Genomic DNA, 24,208 nt, shown 5'->3' on the forward strand with positions numbered 1-24,208 from the left:
ACTAAATGAACTTATATGGTTAAGATTTTAATTTATTATTTTTGAAAAAAAGACAAAATGATGCAACTCTCTGAAATTTGGATTTATCCGGTAAAATCGCTTGCCGGCATTCGTTTGGAAAAAGCAAAAGTCACTCCAAGAGGGTTGGAATTTGACCGAAGATGGATGCTGGTGGATGAAAATGGCGTTTTTGTTAGCCAACGTAAACATCCGGAATTGGCATTATTTCACCCTCAAATTGAAGACAGTTTTTTACAAATTTCTCACAATGATGCTGCTAAAGGAAGTATTCGTTTTCCGCTTTCGCCAAAAGAGGAAAGTCTTTTAGAAGAAGTAATGGTTTGGGAAGATGTTGTGCAGGCTGTTGAGGTGGACGAAGCGGTTTCGGACTGGTTTTCGGAAATTTTAGGCATTAAAGTCCGATTGGTTTATATGCCCGAAGGCAGTTTGCGCAAAGTAGATCCGGATTATGCCGTTACTCCGGATGATATTACTTCCTTTTCGGATGGATTTCCGTTTTTGCTTATTGGACAGGCTTCATTAGACGATTTAAATACCCGATTGGAAAATCCGGTTTCTATCCGACGTTTTCGGCCTAATTTTGTGTTTAGCGGAGGAAAGGCTTATGAAGAAGAAAAATGGCGGGAATTTCAAATTAGCACACATACTTTTTACGGGGTTAAGCCCTGCGGACGTTGTATTATGACGACCATTGATTTTGAAAAAGGAGTTTTTGCAGGAAAAGAACCTTTATATACACTGTCTACGTATAAAAAAGCAGGGAATAAGGTGATTTTCGGGCAAAATGTAATCGCGCAGCAGGAGGGAGTTCTTGCAACCGGAGCTGCAATCGCATTGAAAAAATAAAAAGCCTGCCGGGGATTTCATGATTCCTGACAGGCTTTCGTTTAAAAAAAGGAAAGCGTTATTTTATTTTTCTTTTTAAATTATAAATGGTTTCACTTACGGTAAACCAACAGAAGTAAAAAATACCCACTGAGAAAATAATATCACCAATCATGCGCAACCATTTTAAGGTTTGTATGGTTGGAGAGTACAGTAATTCGCTTTCTCTGGCAAAGGAATAGCCTTTGGTAATTGAGGTGTATGCCTGAATAATTCCAATTGGCAATAAGCTAAAAAGAACCATTGCAACAAGACCGATGTTCAAAGCCCAAAAAGCTTTTTTAAGTTTGCTGTTATCCCAGTCTCTGTCTGAATAGAAACGCAAACAAATTAAAATGAATCCCATTCCGAGCATTCCATATACGCCAAATAAAGCAGTATGGGCATGAACAGCTGTTGTATTTAATCCCTGAATATAATACAAAGCAATTGGCGGATTGATTAAGAATCCAAATACTCCGGCTCCCATAAAATTCCAAAAAGCGACGGCAATGAAAAAGAAAATAGGCCATTTGTATTTTTGCATCCAGGCAGTACTTTTTAATAAATTCCAGTTTTCTCTGATTTCAAATCCCATTAAAGTAAGCGGCACAACTTCTAAAGCACTAAAAGTAGCTCCCAAAGCAATGGCTTTTACCGGAGTTCCTGAAAAATACAAATGGTGCAAAGTTCCCAAAATCCCTCCGGCTAAAAAGATGGTCGCTGATGCTACTGAAACTCTTCCCGCTGTTTTGGCTGAAATTATTTTCATTTGAGAGAAAATATAAGCAATCACCACCGTGGCAAATACTTCAAAGAAACCTTCTACCCAAAGGTGAACCAGCCACCATCTCCAGTAATTAATAACCGGCAAGCTGCTGTTTTCGCCATACATTAATCCTGAGAAGAAGAACATTCCGATGGCCATTACCGAAATCAATAATATGGTGAGCAATGTTTTAGAATGATCGTTTTTACGTATGGCAAAAATAATGTGCTGACTTACCATAAGAACCCATAAAACCAATCCTACTCCCAGTAATATTTGCCAAAAACGTCCTAAATCCATGTATTCATAGCCCTGATGCCCGAAGAAAAAGTTGGTTGTAAGACTTAAGAATTGGTGTATTCCAAGCCATTCGCCAAACATAGAACCCAATACAATAATCAGTAAGGCAATGAACAGAAAATTGATTCCCAAAATGTGTTTTTTGATTTCTTTTCCGGAAATCATCGGTGCCAGGAATAATCCGGTGGCTAACCAGGTTGCGGCAATCCAAAATACAGCCAACTGCGTATGCCAGGTTCTTGTGACAGAATAAGGCAGGAATTTGGAAATTTCGAAACCAAAAAACGCCTGACCTTCTACGGTATAATGCACCGTGACAATTCCTAAAACAATTTGTAAAACGATTAATAATGAAATAACCAGGAAATATTTTAAAACTGCTTTTTGAGAAGGCAATAATTTTAAGTCCTGTAACGGATTGCTTTGTGGTTTGTCCAGCAATTCGCCTTTTTCATGATTAAGAAGGTAATAGTAAGTTAATATTCCGATGAACAATAACAACAATACAATTGACAAACCTGACCAAATCACCGAGCTGTTGGTAATGTTATTGTCAATCAAGGGTTCGTGCGGCCAGTTAGACGTATATGTATAATCGGCGTTGGGTCTGTTGGTACTGGCAGCCCAGGAAGTCCAGAATAAAAAAGCATTTAGCTGAGCTAATTTTTTGCTGTCGGTTAATGCTTTTTTCTGGATAGCATATTCGGCATTTCCTTCTGAAAAAATACTGCTAAAGTGTGCCGTATTGTTTTTGATGGCATTGTAGCGTTCTTCCGAAATACTGATGGTTTTTGTGGCTTCATCATAAGTATTGGTTCGGATGTCCTGGATTAATCGGGCTTTTAGCGCCGCTTTTTTTTCAACATCTAAATTGTCATAAGAAGTGTTAAAGGCTTTTGCCCAATTGTCCAGCATGAAAACGGCTTCTTTATGAATCCATTCGGCGGTCCAGTCCGGAGCTACATAACTCCCGTGTCCCCAAACCGAACCTACTTCCATTCCGCCAATGGATTCCCATACATTTTGGCCGGTTTGAATATCTTCTTTGGTATAAATTACCGTTCCTGTGTTTTTTAAGATTACTTTTTCCGGAATAGGAGGCTGTGTTTGATAGATTTCTTTCCCCACTCCCAGAAGGACTATAAATGAGATGATTACCACACTTATAAAGGCTAACCACGTTTTTTTCATTTTCATTTTATTTAATTGGAATTAATTTGTTGTGATTTTTTTACTTTTTTCTTTTGATAAAAGATAAAAAGAGTTTTTTATCTTTTATTGTTTACTGCCAGATGTTGATTTTTCATTTTGTGTAAAGGTTTTAATTATTCGATACAAAAGTACACTAATTTTAATAAAAGACAAAAACATCCTTTATTAAAATTTAGCACGAAGACTTTGCAGATTTGAGCTGAAAATTTATTCGGTAATCTGCGGAAATCTGCAAAATCTGCGTGAAGATTTACTGTTTCGAACGCGAAAGATTTTTTTAAGAGTCGCGTGGCAAATGCTTTATTTAGTTTTTAAAGTAAGTGGGTACTCGTTGCAAACGAGCCAGATGGGGGACTTTGCGGAGCAATAATACAATGGCACGCAGATTTGGCAGATTTGAGAAGAATATTATTTAATCTGCGGAAATCTGCAAAATCTGCGTGAAAATTTGCTATTTCGAATGCGAAAGGATTAGCTTCGCTGAATTTCATTTCGCGCACGAGATGGGGTTATGTGCTGCCAACTTTATTAAATATTTTAAAAACTACAAATGATATTACTGAAGATATTAAGGAAATCAAAAGAATTATGAAATCAAGTTTTGCATATTCTTGCCCCAATTCACTATAAAATGGATTAATTCCAAAATAAACAAGAACAGTAATGTAAATAAAATTATTCACCATTATTGACTGACCGATTTCGATTGCTTTTCTTAGTCTTATCACATAAAGAATGAGTAAAGAAATCGGAATAGTGATAATAACCGCAATTAAAATTAATAAAGGCAACATTCCTACATTCCCACCCGGCAAGCCAGAAATGTCTAAATAAACACCAACGAGAATAGGATTTATTATGAAATAAAAAATTAAGATTAAAATTATTTTAACGTAGTAATTCATATTAGTTGCGCATAACGGTTTCTGGCTTTGCGTTCGGGCTGGTTTCGGAGCACAAAACTGTCTGCCAGCACTGAACTTGAATAGAAGCACAAAGCTCCAAGTTTGCACGTAAGCCCGCCTGACGCAAAACCCGTGTAGTGGCAGTTATTTTTTGTCTTTCCAATTCCACCATTTTAGTTTTTCGCTGTATTGTATGTTTGTCGGTGTTTCTGCAAAATATACGGCACACCTAAAAACATAAAGTAAACACCTGTCTTGAACGCAACCTGCAAAAAGGTTTGAATTGTCGTAAAGCACTTCTGGGTCTTTGCCTTTTAAGTTGTCAATGTGTCTAATGCCGATGTTGTATAAATCAGTCGCAATAGATTTTCCAACACCCGGAATTATTGTCAATGCTTTTATTGTCTGCGTTGCTGTCATTAAAGTTTTACGTTGTCGTTTTCGTCAAGTTTCCAAAACGGATTGTAAGCAACTTCAAACAAATGTCCGTCCAGGTCTTTGAAGTAACCGCTGTAACCGCCCCAATAAACTTTCTGTGCAGGTTTTACGATTGTCGCACCAAGTTTCGCAACCTTTTCTAAAATTTCGTCCACATCTTTTTCCGATTTTGTGTTGTGCGAAATAGTTAGTCCCGAAAATGTTGTCGGTTGATATGTCAATGTCGTGTCGTCCGCAAGTTCGTGTCTTGGGTGCAATGCCAAAATGATTCCGCCCAAGTCAAACAAAGCCAAGCCGTCCATACTTTTATCAGATTTTTTCCAACCAAGTCCGTTTTCGTAAAAGTCTAACGATTTTTCAAAGTCGTCAGTTCCAAGTGTTATTAAATTCAATTTTTGTCGCATTGTCTATTGTTTTTGATGTGTCTGTCTGTATAATTGCCACTAACTTGTTTATAACCGCTATCAATTAGCGCCTATACACCCAAATTTAGGTAGATTGTTGCTGTTTTTTGTTATTTCGCTAAAATAAATAAAAACATTTTCATACAAAAAAACACGGTATTAGCTGTGCTTTTTAAAATATATTTAAAAGTTGTCTTAGTCTCGAGTGTCATTTTGACCAAAGGGAGACTCAAGAGCTTTGCTCGAACAGGCAAAGCAAATCACATAATGAGACTCCTTCTTTCGTCGGAGTGACAAACTGCACTTTGATAGAAGCTTTTTGGAAAGCATCTTTAAATAATAACTATTAAGGAACTAGTTTAATATTCGGTTTTGGAGCTGCTTTCATTCCGGTTCCCATATAAAAACTGGTGTGTGGCGGCTGGTTGTAGCCTACATTTTGCCAGGCAATCGCCAGTCGGTATTGGGAATCGTGCATTAAGGTGTATTGCCTAATTGTAGTTGGAATCGTGGTAGAATAAATACGCAATTCGCTGTTGTCGTTACTTCTTAAAATAAGTTCTTCTCTCCAGTCGCCTAAAATATCCGCTGAAAGGGCAGGAGTAGATTTGGTTCCATTATTAGAACGGGCACCTTCGGCGGTAAAGATTCTGCCTGTGCCATATTTGTCAATATAGTTCCCGTTTAAAATTTCTCTCGAAGCATCGCCATCCCAGTAAATTAAGAAATTGGTAGAGCGAGGCGCATCGCCAATTCTATTTCCTTTGATGTCATACAAACCTTTGGAACCGGACCACCACATTTGAGCGCCTGTTCGCGTTGCATCAATGTTATCGGCTACGCCACGACCTACATCTTCATTAGGAGCTGCGGTAAACAACACTTTTCCATCCGCAGCCGAAAACAAAGTAACTCCGGGACCTTTAGTGCCTTCTTCGATTTCGTGTACCCCAAAAACTTCCTGACCCGGAATTTCAGGATCTAAATCGCTTACATGAAGCGCATCGCCATGACGAAATCCGGTAGTGTACAATCCTTTTCCGTCGTCATCAACCACCATCGAACCATAAATAATTTCGTCTTTTCCGTCGTTATCGACATCGGCAACCGAGAGTCCGTGATTTCCCATTCCGGAATAAGGATTACTGCCGTCTTTTGTATCAAAAACCCATCGCGAAGTCAGTTTTTTATCTTTAAAATCAAAAGCTGCCATCACAATACGACCGTAATAACCGCGACACATAACCACACTTGGGTGTATACCGTCCAGGTAAGCCACACAAGCCGTAAAACGATCGACACGGTTTCCGGTATTGTCATTTTTTCCGTTGCCGCCTTTGCCGCCCCATTTTCCAATATTTCCTCTTTCGGGGATGTAAGGAACAGTAGTCACTAGGTTTCCTGTTTTTCCGTCAAAAACCGAAAGGTATTCCGGTCCTTGTAAAATTTTCCCAAAAGTTCCTGATTTCGGATTCAAATCTCTCCAGTCTTTGGTGGCATCTCCTACTACATTTTGGGTATTATCTGTTGTTCCATCGGCGGTTTTACAAACTAATTCAGCTATGCCGTCACCGTCCAAATCATAGACCATAAATTGAGTGTAATGAGCGCCTTCGCGAATGTTTTTCCCTAAATTAATTTCCCATAAAAATTTCCCTTCCAGGGTATAAGCCTGAAAAACAGGAGGGTCGGTCAATCCGGTAAACGAATTGTCGGCTCCTTTTCCGGTCATGTGAACCACAAGTTCATAGCGGCCGTCTCCGTCTAAATCTCCTACCGAACAATCGTTGGGAGTATAGCCCGGAATGGCTTTTAACGGAATGGATAAATAGTTTTTATCGGGACTATTAGCTGCCAGGCTAAAATTTCCTTTGGTTTCTTTTTCAACACCATTCAGCACTGTTTTTACAAACCAGGTATTTTCTTCGGCGGGATTTGCTTTTTCATCGATCAGATTGGTTGCGCCGCTAATGGGTTTTTCGTTGACACGAACAGGAGCCTTGTTGCTACTTTTTCGATACAAATTAAAAGCTACATTATCAGGGTCGGTGCCCAGAACACGCCAACTAATGTAGAAATGACCTTTTTCTTTGACTGCGATGAGTCCGCGGTCCAGTTTTTCCATTTGTCTTTGACTAAATAATAAAGAACTGGATAGTTGAAAAATGAATAGCAGAATGAGATTTTTATTCCAATGGGTTTTCATGGTTTTTTGTTGGTTTGGTTATAGAAAAAACTGTATTTATCAATTTTTATACCGTTTGACTGCAAAAAAGTGAAAATGTTTAATGGGAAGGAAGTTTTTTTGTTAAAAAAAATCCTGAGAATCAAAAACTCTCAGGATTTAGTTTCATTCGGCTAAAGCTTAATGTAATTAACATAAGCAATAGCAAATAAACCACCCCGCCTTTCAGGCACCCCTCCAAAGGAGAGGAAATTACGAGACTTCCCCTCCTTTGGAGGGGTGCCCAACGGGCGGGGTGGCTTTTCTATATATGAAAGAAGTTACCCTTTAAAACATCTTTTCAAGACCTTCCCATTTTACATTCCATTTACCATCTTTTGGAAAACCCGGATTGTTTTCGGTAGTACCATCCCAACCCGCGCACATCATGGCAACTGCTGTTAGGATTCCACCATTACCAGGTAAATAAATAGGCAAACGACCTTCCTGATAGTTGTGTCCGTTAACCAAATAAGTGTTGGTTTGTACGTCCATAAACAAGGCCTCAACTGCTTTTTCCGGCATTCCTAATCGGGCTGCAGTCATCGCTGTCATTGGGAAATCCCAGCCCCAGGTTTCTTTCCACGACCAGGTGTCCCAAATCAAATCAAAAGTATTTCTCATGATTTTTTTATCCAATAAAGTCGTTTCCGGCAACATACCAAATGTCCCAAAAACAGAAGGATGATCGGTTTTATATTCCGGATTGGTATAAGAATCGGTGGCGCTTTCGGTAGCCAGATACACATTGTTTTGAACCGGTAATTTAGATAATTGAGTTACCACGTCTTTCCATTTGGCAACTTCCGGTTCACCTAATCGTTTTTTCCATTCTAAAGCGGTATTTAAAGCCCAATTCCAATAAGCTAATTCATAGGTTGGATTGTAAGTTTCGGCAGCAACAAATCGCTCCTGCGCCGGAATTACGCCTGGTCCTAAAATGTATCTTTTTTGCTCTTTGTCGTAATAAGCAAAAGAAGCCATAAAATCGGCAGTGGCAAAAACGCGTTTTTTGTATAAATTTAAAGTGGCTTTGTCTTTGTGGTCGCGATACATCAACTCGGCATAAGTAATGAAATGTGGCTGTTGCCAAATTAATAAGGCTCCAATGGATGATGGTGCTTCGTTACCATCCGGGTCAGTCATTTTTTGCCATCTTACGCCATCAAATCCTTGACGTTCGGCAATTTTTTTGGCATTATTGTACACTTTATTGTACCAAGGCAGGCTTTTTTCTAATAGATTGGCTCTGCCCCATAAAGGAAAATGTACGCCATGCCACCAATGCATTTCTAAGTGTGGTTTTCCGTACCAGCTGTTATAGGTCAATCCGGTTTCCTGTGGAGGCTCTGTTCCGGTACATTGTAATTTGGTTAAATATTGTGATAATACAATTCTGCGCTCCAATTCGAAAGCGCGGGCATCAGTACATTGCGAAAAATCAACGGCAGCGCCGCTTTTCCAGAATTTTTCCCAGGCTGAAATACTGCTTGTTTGCACCGCTGCAACATCCGGAATGTTTAGATTTCCTTTATGAGCCGGAGCAAATTCGCAACTGAATTCAAAGTTGTTGCTTTTGGCTGGAGTCAAAAGAAAATAATGCGCTACTTTTTTGGCAATACTTGCGTTCCCTTTCCATTTTAGACCAATGTTATAAGTGATGGAATCCATTTTATGATTGATTATCGCCTCATTTTTGCTTTTGTTGGAAAGGGTGCTGGTATAAGCCAAATCAGCTTTCCAAAGGTTGCCGTTATCACCCCATTTCATCGTTGGAAAAGGGATTCGAACACGAATTTTTAGTTGTCCTTTTTTCATCAAATCGGAGGCTACTTTTACACCAATAACATCTTTTTCTTGGTGAGAAGCTGTCCAGACTTTTACTGGTGTTCCTTCAAATGTAAATGAACTTTCAATCTCTCCCGTCCATACATTCAGCATTTGTTTAATGTTTTTTATGTCTGACGGTTGAGCCAGAGCTCCATTTTTTTTGTACAATTCAAAACCTAAATTTCCCAATTGTAAACGATGCGCATTGGCACGGAAATATTCCACAGCTTTTGCAGCATGTTCCGGTGATTTTTGTTGCATAGAATAAGGAACCTGTCTGCCATGTTGTTCAAAATTTCGAAGGGTTTCCTCAAATTTGTAATTTTCTGTATTTGGAATGGCGTCCCAACCCCATTCCGATTGGGTTCCCAGAGGGACTCCCGCCTGATAATAGTCGGGAAAACTTTGCAATCCGGTGGCATCAACGGTAAAAGCAAAAGTTCCGTTGCCCACCGATAAAGAAGCTAAGGTGTCAATTTTGGTAATATTGACATTATGCCTGGTTACAACGGCTTTTCGGTCAATTTTTTGCTGTGCCTTTGCTGTGGTTAGCAGCAAACATAAAGAGAGGCTGATTAATAATTTTTGCATAAATTATAATTTAATTGATTTTAAAAATAAAAGCGGAAGCCGTTTCATATTTTCCGCCTTGTGAAGCAGTAAACAGATAAGTAGGTTTTCCGTTTTGAAATAAGAGTTGTGGTCTTTCGACTCTGCCGTATCGGTTTAAATGTTTGGGAGCAGGCGGTTGCTCAATGTATTTGCTGAGTTCCTGATAGCCAATTTGTGGTTTCGACCAATGCTTACCATCTTTGGATTCCAGATACAAACCTTTGTCCATGCCAAAAACGCCCATGTCGCGGGCAATCATTTTGAATTTGCTGTTTTCATACCATACATAGGCATCTTCGCATTGCTGATTATTGCCCATTTTATGGAAATCAACTACAGGATTGCCTTCGTATTTGATATAAGGGCCTTCAAGTGAATCAGCAATAGCCAGACCGTATTTTCGATTGCCTTTGATTTCAAATTTTGGATGTACATAACCTTCGGTGTCCAATGATTTGTAATATAGCCAATACTTACCATTATGTTTGATAAAAGAAGGATTCGTAGTCAATAAATCATCCCATTCGCCTTCTTTTCCCGGAAGCAGTAAAGGTTCATCGGGTCTTTTCCAGGGACCATAAAGAGAATCGGCGGTTGCTAATCCGATGCGTTTGCTGTTCATTTTTCCATTGGAATTTCCTAAAAAGAATAAGGCATATTTTCCATCTACATAATGGATACTTGGGTTGTGGCAGGTAGTAGCATCCCAAAAACCGGGACCTCTTGGTGCAAGTACGGTACTCACATATTCGTAAGGACCTTCGGGTTTATCGGCAACGGCATGGGCAATTTCAGAACTGTTAATCCAGCCGCCCATTCCTTTAGTTTTAGGCCAGCGGGAGAAAAAGACATGGATTTTTCCATCCGGTCCTTCAAGGGGACTATTGCACCAAACGTAATAGTCTTCCAATTCCAAAGCACGCCCCACAGGCGTTAAACTTTTGGCAAAATCAGAAAGTTTGGGTTCTTTGTCAGAAGTCAAAAAATCATGCGCATGTACAGGAAGCATAGCTGCCAGAGAAGCCAGCAAAGTACTGCTTATAAATTCTTTTCTGTTCATTTTAGTCTCTTTTTAATGTTAGACTCATTATTCCAATCAATACTTCATTAGCAACGGCTTTGATTTCCAGACTTTTTAGCTTTTTATTTTTGTCCAATGGAATATCAAGAATCGTTCCGGCACCGCCTTCCACACCAAAATCACTAAAACCTTTAATCGTTTTGAAGTCATTGAAATCTCGGGTAATGATTCCTGATTTTAAATAGACTCTTGGCGGTTTTGGAGCATTAGTTGTAAAAGCATAGCCATCGGTATAATAATCCTGCTCAATAGGCCACCAGTTTTCCGGATTTTTCAGTTCCAGTTTTTCGCTGCTTCCATCGCTGTAAGTTACAATTATTTCGCCATTGGTAAAACGGCTTTGCATCGGATTGGTAGTTCCTGCCATCAGCAAATAGACCTGAGAAGCTTTTCCCGAAAGGAGAATACTGATGCTTTTTTGGAAATTATCCCATTGGGATACAAAGGCTATATTTTTTTCGGTAGCCAATGAAGCTGTTGTGAAGGGAACTCCCTGCGGACTCGTAATTTGGTTTTTAATTCCTGCTAATTTTCTTAATCCTGAATCGTCAATTTCAGGTTTTATAAAAGGGTAGCACCAGTTACCAATGCCCTGAGTAGGGATTTGCAAACTAGGCGATTGCGCTCTTGGGCTGAGGTATTTATTTTCAAAAATATTCGTCACTTTATCATTGAAAATTCCGTCTAGTTTTATAGTCTCCCATTTTGTTTTTGGAAGGCTTGCAATATCCCAATTGGTAAAAGTCAGTTTGGTTTTGGTTCCGTTATCCCAATTTAGCTCGATTTGGTTGGTTCCGGAATGCAATTGGTTTACGGGAATTTCAATAGTTTTTTCTGAATTTGCTTCGAAAATTGTATTTGTGTTGTTTGTATTTTGATTAACAACAAAGGAAGCTTTTAAGCTAGAATTTGAATGATTTTTAAATGTCAAAATTACTTTTTCAGATTTTATTTCATTCGAAACAATTGCTATTTTAGGATTGATTTTTAGATCAATCGCCTGCCACCAAATCATGTCTTTTTGTTGTAGTTTGATAAAGAAAGATTTATTACCTAAACCATTGGAAACTGCAGCTATTTCCTGATTTTTTTGGTTGATTTGTTCCAAACAATTTTGACTGTCTTTGATTTCTAAAATAGTTGCTTTTTGGGTTTTTATGTTGAGTTTTTCGCCTTCGCAAATGCTAAAATCAGAGCTGATTTTTTCAGGTTTTTCGCCTTTCCAAATAATTTCGATTTGGTATTTATCTGCATAAGGACTTTCGATACTGATTTTTGGGTTTCCAACCGTTCCTTCAATTGGTTTCCAGGAAACTTCCTTACCGTTTACAGTGACTTTGCTGATGTTCTCATGTGTTGCATTAACGACTAATTTTAGATTCATTTTTGTTGAAAAATGAGGAGTAATTTGATAGCCGTCGGTATTGTTCTTTCTTTCAAAAGTAAAAGCAACATCCGGAATTTCCAACGAAGCCTCATTCCAAGCTCTTGGTAATCCCGGTTGGATAGTTAAAGTATTTTTTAAAGCATCGGGTTGAATCCCAAAAAGTCCTTCTACTAAAGTTCTTCCTGTCATTCCCACAGGATCGGCAAAGTCACGGTACAATTCGCCACGAATCGCATCCTGAAATAACAACTGTTCAAATCCGCCCGGGCAAGCTCCCAAATACATACTTTCAATGAGTCCGCTTTCCCAAAGTTGGTAGGCTTTTTCGGCTTGTCCGCCCTGCCAGTAGGCGAGGGAAGTGTGTAATATCTCAGCCAATGCCACATTGTTTACAGACCAGGTGTAAGGTTGCCAATTGGTCGTTGAAATTAATTCCAGATTGTTTTTATCCAAACCTTCAGCCTGAACCGGAATATGCGGAATTTCGTTGTCAATGTATCGCAAAGCCTGATAAGCCTGAAATGGATTGGCTACTTCGCTGTCCAACGTGTGGTATATACTCCAAATTCCCGGAGTATCATGTGTTAATTGATTGCCCAAAAGATCTTTGTATTCGGCAAAAGTACCTTTGTTGTTGAGCCATAAATTTTGCTGAATGGTATCATAAATATGCTGCGCTTCTTTGGCGTAGGCCGAACCATCTTCGCCTATAATGTTGGCTAATTCGGCAGCCATTTTATTTGCGTAATAGTTATAAGCTGAGGTGTAAACCACGCCACCGCCGCTATAACCCAGACCGTCACTGGCCCAAATAGCTGCGTAGGCATCATATAAGCCATCGCCGTCTGTATCATAATTTCGCTTTTCCCAAGCCAGATGTCTGCTGATTACGGGCCACATTTTTTTGAGAAAATCTTTATCACCCGTCCATTTAAAATGTCGAATTAATTGGTCAATAAAAACCAAATTCATATCGTAATGATGAGCGACGGTGTTTTTGTTTGGATTGCGACTAATATAGCCACTACTAAACATTGAAGTGCCTATTTTTTCGAGTTGACGGGCATAATTGCGGGTTGTATCTGGTACAACAGGGCCTGATTCCGGTTCGATAACCTGAGAATTTCCATAGCTTTCAAAATGGGTTTTGGCTCTGTCATGCCAGCCCAAAGGATTGGCAACATAAGCGCCTCGCCAGGCATTCAGGTACATTCTCCAGGCAATAGCACCGTGCAAATAAGCCGGATTTTCCCATATAGCGTCAGCAGCCATCGCCAGTGCGCCCCCCAAAGTATTAATGTAAGGATCAGGGGTGTTGACTTTGATTCGGTTGGCTAAAGTTTCACTTTGATGGAGCGCTTTTTGGAATTTTTCAGCTAGCCCTTTTTGAGTTGCATTTTCAACTTTTTTGATGTTTTCAATTAGCCAATAATCTCCATTTTTCGAAAATTCATTTAATTGACCAATCAGCATCGGAGCCGAATCTGTTTTTGAAGCCCAATTCTCTAAAGGATTTTTTAGAAAATTAGCACTTGATATTTGTACTTTGGAATCTGGGAATATTCCGGTAAGATTTTGATTGTTTTCGGTTATTTTTTTACTGCTTTCAGACCCATAAGAAAGTGTAAAACTGTTTTTGCTTATTTGGTATTGATTGTTGATGCAATTTTCAGGATGCAAATAAAAAACAGATTCCGGGTCACCACCAATATCTCCATTTCGGGAGAATTTTTTGCCACTGGCACCACCAAAAGCCCAAAATAAGGAGCTGGTTTTAGATATATTGTTTGCTGAAATTTTAATAATAAATCCTTCGCTGTCGTTCAAAGCTACAATTTGAATACTTAAAGAACCATTTTCAAGAAGGCTGTCTTTTATCAAATATTCAACCGTTCCCGGTGTGTATTTGGTGCTAATATTGCTGGCTTCGTTAATCCATTTGCTGTTTTTGCCATTACTAATTCCCAGTTTGAAATTGCCTCCCATTCCCGGCATGTATAGGGCAAATTCCGGTAAATCTCCGGCTTCCACTCTAAAAGCGGTGTTACTTCCGTATAAAGCACGATTGAATTTTCGGGAGCCATTTTGTAAAACAAAACTTTTCCCTTCCGGGCTGTAATGGATTTTTCGTTTTTCTCCGTGCCATAAATTTTGACTTTGAACAGACAAATTAGATATAGAAAGAGAAAGAAGTAACAGGGAAATAGAGATTTTGGATTTCATTATAAAATAATTGTTTTTTGCCGCTAATTCATGAGTGTTATTTATAATTTTCATAGTGAATTCGTGGCTTTATTTTTTATTATCTGTTTGCAACTTTTGAAAAATCTACATTCGTGGAATTTTCAATTTTTAGTGTCGAATTATCTAAGGCATTTATGCTTACATCGTCTAAAAACCAATTTTGGCTAAAATTGATACTTCCGGCGGTTTGGGCTGTAATATGAACGTTTTTTAGATGGACATTTTCCACAATTGACTCCTTTAATCCGCTTACTGAAATGGCTTTTTTAGCGCCTTTGATGTCGATATTTTTTAAGTAGATATTTTTGAATGTTGGAATTCCTTTAGATTCCGGTTCGACTTTGGTGAGCATTTTTTTCCAATGTGGTGGCAAACTTTCCTCAGTATAACCTTCAGGTAATTTGGAATAGCTGTAAGCCGGATTCCAGTTCATCGAAATTGTGATAAAAGTGCCTACACTTTCCATTTTGATGTTTTCCATATAAACGTCTTCCACCGTTCCTCCCCGATTGGTTGCTGATTTAATGTTGAGTCCGTTTTTGGTTCCAAAACCTTGAATATTCGAAGCATAAACGTGACGAATGCTTCCGGAAGTTTCGCTGCCTAAAGTAAATAGACCAGCTCCCTGACGGGCGATGCAATTGCGAACCACGACATATTCGGTTGGTTTGTTGATACGCAGTCCGTCCCAGTCACGACCTGCTTTGAGGCAAAAATTATCGTCGTTACAATCGATGTCACAGTTTTGAACCAAAATCCATCGGGAAGAATCGATATCTACACCATCGGTACTTGGACCGTGTCCGCCAATGTTGTTTCTGATTTTGATGCCGTCAACGGTAACATATTCGGAATACAGTACCTGAACGGTCCAAAAGCCGGCTCTTTGAATATTTAAATTTTTAAGAAATACATTTTTGGAATTAGAAATTAAGATAGTTCGCGGGCGTTTGGCATCATAATCTACAATCCAGCGTAAATTTTTGGCTTCGTATTCTTTACGTAAATTCCAATAATAATCCCAATAGACTTTCCCCTGTCCGTCAATAGTTCCTTCGCCATCCAAAGTGATATTTTTTTGGTCTAAAACATTGATTAAAGCTGCCGGCCATTTCATCTCAATTCCGGCAACACGAGTGTCAATTTCCGGATAATCAGCTATGTTTTCACTTCCTAAAAGTGTCACGTTTTCCGGAACATTAAAATGAACGCCTTCTTTTATAAATAAAGAACCAATCAGATATTTTCCAGATTTAAAAGTGACGGTTCCACCGCCATTTTTACTGCATTCGTCGATGGCTTTTTGAATGCTTTTTGTGGAGAGTGTTACGCCATCATTTACTGCACCAAAATCATTAGTATAATAGATTTTTGGACTGAAAGTATTTTTTTTTGCACCAACTTTGTTAATCCATTCGGGTTCAAAATTGGATTTGCTTTTAGTAATTTGAGCAGTTTCTTTGCAGGAAAAAAATAAGCAACACAATATATTTAAAAAAAGGGGAGCGATTTTCATTTGAATGGGTTTTATTTCCGAAAATCTTTATTTCCTTTCTAAAAACTATCCTGTACTGGTCTGTTTTTTGATTAAAAATGTTTGAATGGATAAAATTGAGATAGTTTTGGATAATTTTATTATGATTTTCGAATAGCGGATTAATGATTTTATTCGATGCCCAGATTGACTTCTTTAGCATCTTTACTAAACTGAATTTCTAAATCCTGTTGTAATTTAGTTGCAATATTTGGGTGTGACAGCATCAGGTTTTCTTTTTCCTCAGGATCTTTTTCGAGGTTAAAAAGTTCGAAAACTGTTGGTGCATTTTTGTGTCGGGTACGGATTAATTTCCAGGGTTTTTCTATAATGCTTTCTTGTAAATGTCCCCTGATGTAAATTTGCTGATTTGAAATAGAATCATTATTTTTAATGGCATTCCAAATGTTTTTTCCTTCTACTGTTGCCGGAATGGTTTTGGCTCCGGCCAAAGTTAAAATGGTTGGCATTAAATCATTTACTGAAAAATAATTTTGGTTCAGCGAATGATCTATTTTATTTTTCCAATAGACAATTGCAGGGACTCTTACAGCGCCTTCATAATTGGTAGTTTTCCAGTCACGCAAAGGGAAATTACTTCCTAAAACGTCATTAGCGGCATGTCTTCCCTGGTACTGATTACCCGGAATCCAGTTTTCCATTGCACCATTGTCGCTCATGAAAATAACAACGGTATTTTGGTCTAAATGCTGTTGCTTTAAAGTTTTTAATATTTGTCCAATGCTATAATCCAAATGCGACATAGCAGCGGCATAATCTCTTCGGGATTTGTTTTTGATAGTTTTTAGATAAGGTTTTTTCCATTTCTCTTCTTCCTGTAAAGGAAAATGTGGGGCGCTGTAACTCAATTGGATGTAGAAATTTTGGTCTGAATTTCTTTGGGTTTTCAACCAGTTGATGGCTTCTTTTTCTACTAAATCGGTTACATGGCCTTCTTCGGTGATGAAAACACCATTTCGATGCCAACTTGGGTCGCCGTTTTTATATTCATGACTGTATTGGTCAATTTGTCCGTGCAAAAAGCCATAAGAATAATCAAAACCATAGGCTTTTGGTCCGCTGGACGGATTGAGTCCTAAATGCCATTTGCCAAATAAAGCAGTTTGGTAATGTTGCTGATGCAAAGCCTGCGGTAAAGTGGTAACATCATTTGGCAGACTTAAATTACTTTTATCGCTTATCGGAGCTACAATCCCCATACGGCTGGAAGGTCTTCCGGTAAAGAAACTAGCTCGGGAAGGGGAACAGGTTGGAGCGGCATATAAGCGGTTGAGTTGGGTTCCGTTTTTGGCCAACCAGTCAATATTCGGGGTATGAATTTCCGAACCGTTATAGCCCACATCATTCCAGCCGGCATCATCAGCAACGATTACTACGAAATTAGGCCTCTTGGGAGAATCCATTGATTGACCAAAAGATAAAAACGAGTTGACTAAGACAAGGCTACTGATGATGAGTCTGTTCATGAAATGTATTTTTAAGATTATTTACGGGTTTTTAATTGTAATGAACTGTCGTTAATTTCGAATTCGTTGTTTTTAAGCATCAAAATAATCTCTGAACCGGCTAAAATTACCGGACCATAACCATGTGCGGCAAAAACATTGATGGGGCGATAGTAGTAAAAAGCAGGATCAAATCCCATTCCGGTTCCTACGCAGGTGCCTTCTACCTGACCTTTGTCGTTTACTTTGGTAGCTACGGCATTCCAGGCTAATAATGCTGCAGGAGCATAAGCGGCTTTGTCAATATAGCCTCTGTTAATGGCTCTTGTAATGGAATAAGCATAAATTGCTGTTGCCGATGTTTCCAGATAAGTATCATTGCGGTCAATTAACTGATGCCAAAAACCGGTTCCGTCCTGATAAGCAACCAATCCTTTGATATGTGCTCTTAATTGGTTTAAAACTATATTGTATTCCGGGTGGTCTTTTGGTAATACTTCTAGTAATTCGACTAAAGTCATCACGGCCCAGCCATTGGCACGAGCCCAGTGAAATTGAGGATGTTCTTCCATCGATTGTACCCAGCCATGCATGTATAAGTTTTTTTGACTGTTGAACATTCTTTCGGAAAATTGCTTCACTTGTTTTACCGCATCATCATAGTATTTTACATCTCCGGTTAGTTTACCCATTTGTGCCAAAGCAGGTACGCCCATAAACATGTCGTCCAGCCATAAGGTATTCGGTTGCGGTCTGTTTCTGGCTAAAGTTCCGTCGGTTAAGCGAAATTCCTTATTGCTGATATAATCCATGAAATGGTCAATCAAAGGTTTTAGATCCGCTTTTAATCCGGCTCGTTGTGCTTTAATCATGGCAGCAGTAACAGCACCGCCGTCATCTAAAGCATGTGGCATTAAAAAGCCGTGAATTGGTGAAGGAAATTTATTGTTTTTAGCCAGTTGTTTTTTGTAATAAGGAGCAATATCAGCCATTAATTGTAGGCGTTTATTGGTGTAATCGGCATATTTTTGATCTCCGGTTGCTTCGGTAGCTAAGAGCATAGCGGCATAGGTTACACCCCATTCGTAGCTGGTCAGTCGGAAAGTTCCCGGCGTAAAAATGCTGTTTTCGTCCAGCTTTTTTAAATCCGTAAAGGGTTGTTGGGTTTTACTATTGATTAATCCCGCCGGAGTTGTTTTTTCAAGGAAATTGTATATTTTGTCTATTGTAGCTTTGATTTCCTGAGGAGTTTTGGCTCCGTAAGGGGTAGGATAATCAGGTTGTAAGAGATGCAGTGGAGTAGTGGCATCATTTACAGGATTTTGTGCCGAAGCGTTAAAAGGAATGCTAATCATAGCTGAAGCTACAACCGTTTTGATTCCGCGGGTAATTAAGGTGGTTTTCATTTTGGTTTGGTATTAATGGTTTGATAGTTGTTTTTGTTGATATTAATTTTTGTTGGTCATTTTACGGCTACATCCCAGACTTTTGAAAGTTTAGATTCGCCTTTTGGACCACGAATTTTTAAAATTACAATATATTTTCCGGCATCTTTGTATTGGTGAATTGGATTTTGTTCAGAGGAAGTGATTCCGTCACCAAAATCCCAATTCCAGGAGTTGATTTCTCCTTCTGATTTATCTATAAAAGCGATTTCCCGTTTTTCCATATTGATGATTTTATGCGTCCATTTGGCTTCAATTTCTTTTTTGAATTGCGCTTCCAAAGGCATTAGTTTAAAAGGTAAAGCGAAAGAAGCATTTCCGTACATAGTGTGTTCTTTGGAAAGGTTCCAAAAACCATTATTTTCGGTTTTATTGACATCGTCATAATCGATTACTGCCCAGCAAAGTCTGACGTTTTTGTTTTCTTCTAAAACAGATTCTATAGCTCTGGCAGGATCATTACCTGCATAATCAAAAGGAGTAATCCAGAATTCCAGCGTTAATTTTCCAGCCTGTCCCGGTTTGAAATCGTAATGATAAGCAGCATTCGCATAAGGTAAATTTTTAATCCAAGGCTGGCTGCCCCAAACCATCGTCCAGTCTTTTTCTACGGCGGGAGTAAAAATATGATAGTTTTGTGCATGAACGCCATGATAGGAAAAATAAGCCTCCATCGTATTGGTCAGGCTTTTATTTGGGTGAAAACGATCAATAAACGGACCACCGGACTGATCGGCATCGATTATTAGTTCAAAGGTGTCATTATGTAATCCGGACAAAGAAAAATCCCAATAATCATCATAGGCTTCATAGAGAAAATACAAACGATTGAGTCCTTTTACCCAGCCTACTTTTACACTAATATCCAGATTTTTAGGATCGGCTTTCGGTTGTTTGCCGCTGTCATCCCATAATTCATTCATGCCCACAACGTAATTTTTGGGAACTATTTTCCAATCGTCTGTATTTCCGTCAATCGTCGGGATTTTATTGGCAGGAAATTGAAAAATTTGAAAACTTCTGTTGTCTTGTGCTTTTATTTGAAAAATAATAGCTAAAACGGCACAGCAGGACAGCAGAAATTTATTTTTCAGGGCTTGGTAAAAGAATGTCTGGCGTAAGTTAATCATGATGTTTTTTAGATTTGTTTTTCTTTAAAGAGACCGTTGTTTTGACTCAAAAATATCATAAATTTTGGCAGCATTGTCAAAAAGCAGTTTTTAAATTCCTTTTAAAAAAGTGGTTTTTATTAAAAAAAGCCCTAACAGTTGCCAGGGCTTAGAACTAAAAAACTCACACTAAAACTAAACTAAAAACTAAATTTATAACTATTCAAAAAAAGAATTTGTTGTAAATTTTTGAACTATTCAATATTACTATTGTTTTTTTTATTTAGAATCCTGTACTGTCCTGCTTTTATGAAAATTAATTTTGAAATGGAGTAATAAAAAATACCCCGACATTGCTGCCGGGGTATTTTTGGTAATTTTAAAAGAAAAATTTTTAGATGTATTGGTTAATAATGTTTTCAAAAAGCTCTTGTTTACCACTTTGCAATTGCAATTCTCCGTTTTCCTGAGCGATTTTGTATAAATCTTCTAAACCTAATTTTCCGTTTTCGAAATCTTTTCCTTTTCCGGAATCAAATGAGCTGTATCGTTGGGCTCTTAATTTGTCATAAGGTGAAGAAGAAATAATTTTGTCAGCAGTTAGTAAGGCTCTTGCAAAAGTATCTGCACCACCAATATGAGCTAAGAATACATCTTCCATATCGGTTGAGTTTCTTCTGATTTTAGCATCAAAATTAACTCCTCCGCCTTGCAATCCGCCAGCTTTTAAGAATACCAACATGGCTTCGGTAATTTCCTGAATGTTGTTTGGAAATTGGTCTGTATCCCAACCATTTTGGTAATCACCACGGTTGGCATCCAAACTTCCTAACATTCCGGCATTGGCAGCTACTTCAATTTCGTGTTGGAAAGTATGCTGCGCCAATGTTGCGTGGTTTACTTCGATGTTGATTTTGAAATCTTTTTCCAAACCATATTTATGCAAAAATCCGATTGCTGTAGCCGAATCAAAATCGTATTGGTGTTTCATTGGTTCCATTGGTTTTGGTTCAATGAAGAAGTTTCCTTTGAATCCTTGTGCACGGGCGTAGTCTCTGGCTTTAGCCAAAAATTGTCCCATGTGGTCCAGTTCGCGTCCCATATCCGTATTTAGTAATGACATATAACCTTCACGACCTCCCCAGAATACATAGTTTTCACCACCCAAAGCAATTGTAGCATCCATTGCTAATTTTATTTGAGCTCCGGCTCTGGCCAAAACCTTAAAGTCAGGATTAGTAGAGGCTCCGTTCATGTAACGCGGATGCGAAAAACAATTGGCAGTTCCCCAAAGCAATTTTACCCCGGAAGCAGCCTGCTTTTCTTTAACATATTCTGTGATTAAAGCCAAATTATTTTCTAAATCGGATAGAGAATTTCCTTCGCTTACCAAATCTACATCGTGAAAGCAGTAGTAATCAAAACCCATTTTTGTGATAAATTCAAAGGCAGCATCTGCTTTGTCTTTAGCTGCCTGAATAGAATCATTAGCCTGATCCCATGCAAAATTTTGAGTTCCGGGACCAAATGGATCCGAACCCTGTCCGCAGAAAGTATGCCAGTACGCAATTGCAAATTTGAAATGCTCGCGCATCGTTTTTCCGGCTACAATTTGTTCCGGGTTGTAATATTTGAATGCTAAAGGATTGTCTGATGCTGCCCCTTCAAATTTAATTTCTCCAATACCTTTAAAGTATTCTTTGTTTCCGATTAGTGCCATTTTTTTTATTTTTAGTTATTTGTTTATAATGTATTCTAATTCTTTTTTCCATTTTTGATAGGCTTCCAGATAGGGTTGACTGTTTTGCAAAGGCATATAAGTCATGACGTGGTCGTTTTTGATGATATTGTTACCAAAGGTTTCGTAATCGCCGTCGATTAAACCAACGGCTCTCGCTGCTCCTACGGCTCCGGTGGTGTTGTAAATTTCTATTTCGTGACCAATGAGTGTGGCAACCGTATTTGAGAAAATTTCGGAGCGGAATAAATTGTCGTTTCCGGCACGAATAACGTTGATTTGAGCGTTATCATTTTTTAAAATTTCCATTCCATATACAAATGAGAAAGCAATTCCTTCCAGTGTGGCGCGGTACAAATGTCCGTGGCTGTGTTTGTTGAGGTTCAGATTCAGGAAATGACTGCCGATGGTTTTGTTGTTAAACATACGTTCGGCGCCGTTTCCAAAAGGAATCACCATAACGCCGTCAGAACCTACAGCGATTTCTTCGGCTTTTTGATTCATATTTTCATAAGAATCTAATCCGCAATGATTGCGCAGCCAGCGGTATTGAATTCCCGATCCGTTGATACATAATAATTTCCCCACGGTTGGTTTTGATTGCATATAATTTACATGTACAAAACTGTTAATTCGGGAAGATTCTTTGGATTTTAACTGATCGGTAACCGCATAAATCACTCCGGATGTTCCGCCTGTTGCAGCGACTTCACCCGGTTTTAAAATGTTTAACGAAAGGGCGTTATTTGGCTGGTCACCGGCACGGTAAACCACCGGAATTCCAACAGGTAAACCGGATGCAGCAGCTCCTTTTTCGTCTAAAAAACATTGGTTGGTAAAATTCTCTACAATTGTCGGCGTTAGAGAATAATCTATTCCATAGTATCTTAAAAGCCATTCGGCAACTTCATTTTCTTTATAGTCCCAAAGCATACCTTCCGAAAGACCGTTTTTGGTGGTGTTGATTTCGCCGGTTAACTTAAAGGCAATGAAATCACCCGGAAGCATGTATTTATAAATTTGATTGTAAATTTCAGGTTCGTTGTCTTTGACCCAAACCAATTTGGATGCGGTAAAATTTCCGGGAGAATTCAGCAAATGAGAAGTACATTGTTCTTCTCCGATTTCTTCAAAAGCGTGGTCGCCAATTTCAACAGCGCGACTGTCGCACCAAATGATGGAATTACGCAGTGATTTCCCTTCTTTATCAACCACCACCAGGCCGTGCATTTGATAGGAAATACCCACACCGGTTATTTTGGAAGCATCAATACCGGCTTCTTTGATGGCTCTTTTGGTAGCTATACAGCAATATTCCCACCACATTTCAGGATCCTGTTCGGCCCAGTCCTTGTGATAAGCAATAATTTCCATTTCGTTAGCCGGTTCATTAAGGCTAATGATTTTTTTTCCTGTTGCCGCTTCTACGATGGCGACTTTAACGGAGGAACTTCCCAGATCGTATCCTATGTAATACATAATTTATAATGATTCGCGTAAAATTAATTTTGTTGGTATGTATAGTTGCATTGGTTCTTCATTGCTGATGAATTCCGCCGATTTGCTTCCTAAAGCTTCAAAATCGGTGGTAATTACCGAAATTCCTTTGTAGATGAATTTCTTCATCGGGGTTTCGTTGTAGGATAAAAAGCCAACATCTTTTCCGGGTTCTAAATTTTTTTCCCGACACTGTTCCAAAAAGTTTCCTAAAATCCGGTCGCTGACACTGATGTAGGCGATTCCTTTTTCGATAGTAAAATCTTTTGGATTGGTACTGATTTTATATTTGAAATTAAAATCATTACAAAAGTTTTTAAAATAAGTTAGTGTTTCTTTTGGGTGAAAAGTATATGTTGGATACACAAAAACGATTTCAGAATATTTTTTAAAAAAGCTTTCACCTTCTTTTAAGGCTTGATAAAAGGCTTTTCCAAAATCCTGAAAAACATAATTGTTTTTAGATTTAGAATGAATGTTCCAGTCAATTAATAATAGTTTTTCATTTGAAATAACTGTAAGGGCAGGAGCAATTTCTTTATGATCAAAAGTCATTACTACATATTTATAGTATTTTCCAATGCTATTGTTGATAATAGTTTTAAAGTTGTCTATGTTATAGTGATGGAATTGCACATCAACAATAATATTTTCGGCCAGATTGTTTACAAAAGAATGATAAAGTACTTCTTTGTAAGCTTTGAAAGTATCTAAAACCAAAAGTACTTTTCGGGTTTCGCCAGCTACGAAATAGCCTTTGTTCGGTACAGAATCGATGATCTTTTGTTCTTTTAAATAAGAATAGGCTTTGAAAACAGTGTCTCTTGATAATTTGTTTTTGATGCAAATGTTGTTTACTGAAGGAAGTTGGTCTCCTTTGGCTAAAATGTTCTCGGCAATCGCATTGTTAATAGCGTCCACGAGTTGCTGATACTTTGGAGTATCACTGTCGTGATTGATTGTAAAGCTAAATGATTTTCCCATGCTGTTCTGTTCCGGTATGCAAATATAGATTAGTTTTTGATTTTAAAAAATATTTTTAGAAAATTTCTAAAAAAAAAAATCAGCCTCATTTTCTAAAAAGAAATGAGGCTGGAGTTTAAAGCTGTTGTACTTCGTTAGAGAAAT

16 protein-coding genes are annotated in these 24,208 nt (G+C 38.4%); 1 reads left to right on the top strand and 15 read right to left on the bottom strand.

All coding sequences use genetic code 11. The features are described from left to right. Nucleotides 1-57: 57 nt before the first annotated feature. Nucleotides 58-867: an MOSC domain-containing protein gene (locus H599_RS0102730; protein ID WP_026712712.1), complete on the top strand. Its 810-nt coding sequence runs from the start codon at nt 58-60 to the stop codon at nt 865-867. Between the two features lie 58 nt (nt 868-925). Here the strand turns inward: H599_RS0102730 and H599_RS0102735 are convergent, their stop codons facing one another. The 15 genes from H599_RS0102735 to H599_RS0102805 all read right to left on the bottom strand — a co-directional run bounded on the left by H599_RS0102735 (nt 926) and on the right by H599_RS0102805 (nt 24,064). After that, a complete protein-coding gene (locus H599_RS0102735) occupies nt 926-3,151 on the bottom strand; it encodes a cbb3-type cytochrome c oxidase subunit I (protein ID WP_026712713.1) in 2,226 nt (741 codons plus the stop codon). 524 nt (nt 3,152-3,675) lie between these two features. Beyond that, nucleotides 3,676-4,071: a hypothetical protein gene (locus H599_RS0102740; RefSeq protein WP_155960731.1), complete on the bottom strand. Its 396-nt coding sequence runs from the start codon at nt 4,069-4,071 to the stop codon at nt 3,676-3,678. Nucleotides 4,072-4,215: 144 nt separating this feature from the next. Then, nucleotides 4,216-4,491, bottom strand: coding sequence for a helix-hairpin-helix domain-containing protein (locus H599_RS0102745; protein ID WP_026712715.1), 276 nt, complete (start codon nt 4,489-4,491; stop codon nt 4,216-4,218). Next, nucleotides 4,491-4,913: a VOC family protein gene (locus tag H599_RS0102750; protein WP_026712716.1), complete on the bottom strand. Its 423-nt coding sequence runs from the start codon at nt 4,911-4,913 to the stop codon at nt 4,491-4,493. The genes H599_RS0102745 and H599_RS0102750 overlap by 1 nt, the downstream gene beginning before the upstream one ends. Before the next feature lie 346 nt (nt 4,914-5,259). Next, complete coding sequence (locus H599_RS0102755) at nt 5,260-7,038, bottom strand: rhamnogalacturonan lyase (protein ID WP_211253733.1); 1,779 nt, start codon at nt 7,036-7,038, stop codon at nt 5,260-5,262. A gap of 387 nt (nt 7,039-7,425) precedes the next feature. Next, nucleotides 7,426-9,558 carry a hypothetical protein gene (locus H599_RS0102760; RefSeq protein WP_026712718.1) on the bottom strand — a complete coding sequence of 711 codons (2,133 nt, stop codon included), beginning with the start codon at nt 9,556-9,558 and terminating at the stop codon, nt 7,426-7,428. A 10-nt stretch (nt 9,559-9,568) separates the two neighbouring features. After that, a complete protein-coding gene (locus H599_RS0102765) occupies nt 9,569-10,639 on the bottom strand; it encodes a glycoside hydrolase family protein (protein ID WP_035141067.1) in 1,071 nt (356 codons plus the stop codon). 1 nt (nt 10,640) lies between these two features. Beyond that, complete coding sequence (locus tag H599_RS0102770; RefSeq protein ID WP_026712720.1) at nt 10,641-14,270, bottom strand: DUF4450 domain-containing protein; 3,630 nt, start codon at nt 14,268-14,270, stop codon at nt 10,641-10,643. A 79-nt stretch (nt 14,271-14,349) separates the two neighbouring features. After that, nucleotides 14,350-15,807: a glycoside hydrolase family 28 protein gene (locus H599_RS19105; protein WP_035141069.1), complete on the bottom strand. Its 1,458-nt coding sequence runs from the start codon at nt 15,805-15,807 to the stop codon at nt 14,350-14,352. Nucleotides 15,808-15,956: 149 nt separating this feature from the next. After that, entirely contained in the window at nt 15,957-17,312 is a 1,356-nt protein-coding gene (locus H599_RS0102780; protein WP_026712721.1) for a sulfatase family protein, read from the bottom strand. Nucleotides 17,313-17,329: 17 nt separating this feature from the next. Beyond that, a complete protein-coding gene (locus H599_RS0102785; protein WP_245600477.1) occupies nt 17,330-18,697 on the bottom strand; it encodes a glycoside hydrolase family 88/105 protein in 1,368 nt (455 codons plus the stop codon). A gap of 56 nt (nt 18,698-18,753) precedes the next feature. Then, on the bottom strand, nt 18,754-19,866 hold the full coding sequence (locus H599_RS0102790) for a PKD domain-containing protein (RefSeq protein ID WP_081810492.1): 1,113 nt from the start codon (nt 19,864-19,866) through the stop codon (nt 18,754-18,756). A gap of 373 nt (nt 19,867-20,239) precedes the next feature. Continuing rightward, complete coding sequence (gene xylA, locus H599_RS0102795) at nt 20,240-21,565, bottom strand: xylose isomerase (protein ID WP_026712724.1); 1,326 nt, start codon at nt 21,563-21,565, stop codon at nt 20,240-20,242. A gap of 15 nt (nt 21,566-21,580) precedes the next feature. Then, nucleotides 21,581-23,062: a xylulokinase gene (locus tag H599_RS0102800; RefSeq protein ID WP_026712725.1), complete on the bottom strand. Its 1,482-nt coding sequence runs from the start codon at nt 23,060-23,062 to the stop codon at nt 21,581-21,583. 3 nt (nt 23,063-23,065) lie between these two features. Next, complete coding sequence (locus H599_RS0102805) at nt 23,066-24,064, bottom strand: GntR family transcriptional regulator (RefSeq protein WP_026712726.1); 999 nt, start codon at nt 24,062-24,064, stop codon at nt 23,066-23,068. Between the last annotated feature and the right edge of the window lie 144 nt (nt 24,065-24,208).

This window comes from Flavobacterium daejeonense DSM 17708, from assembly GCF_000425425.1.
Lineage (GTDB): Bacteria > Bacteroidota > Bacteroidia > Flavobacteriales > Flavobacteriaceae > Flavobacterium > Flavobacterium daejeonense.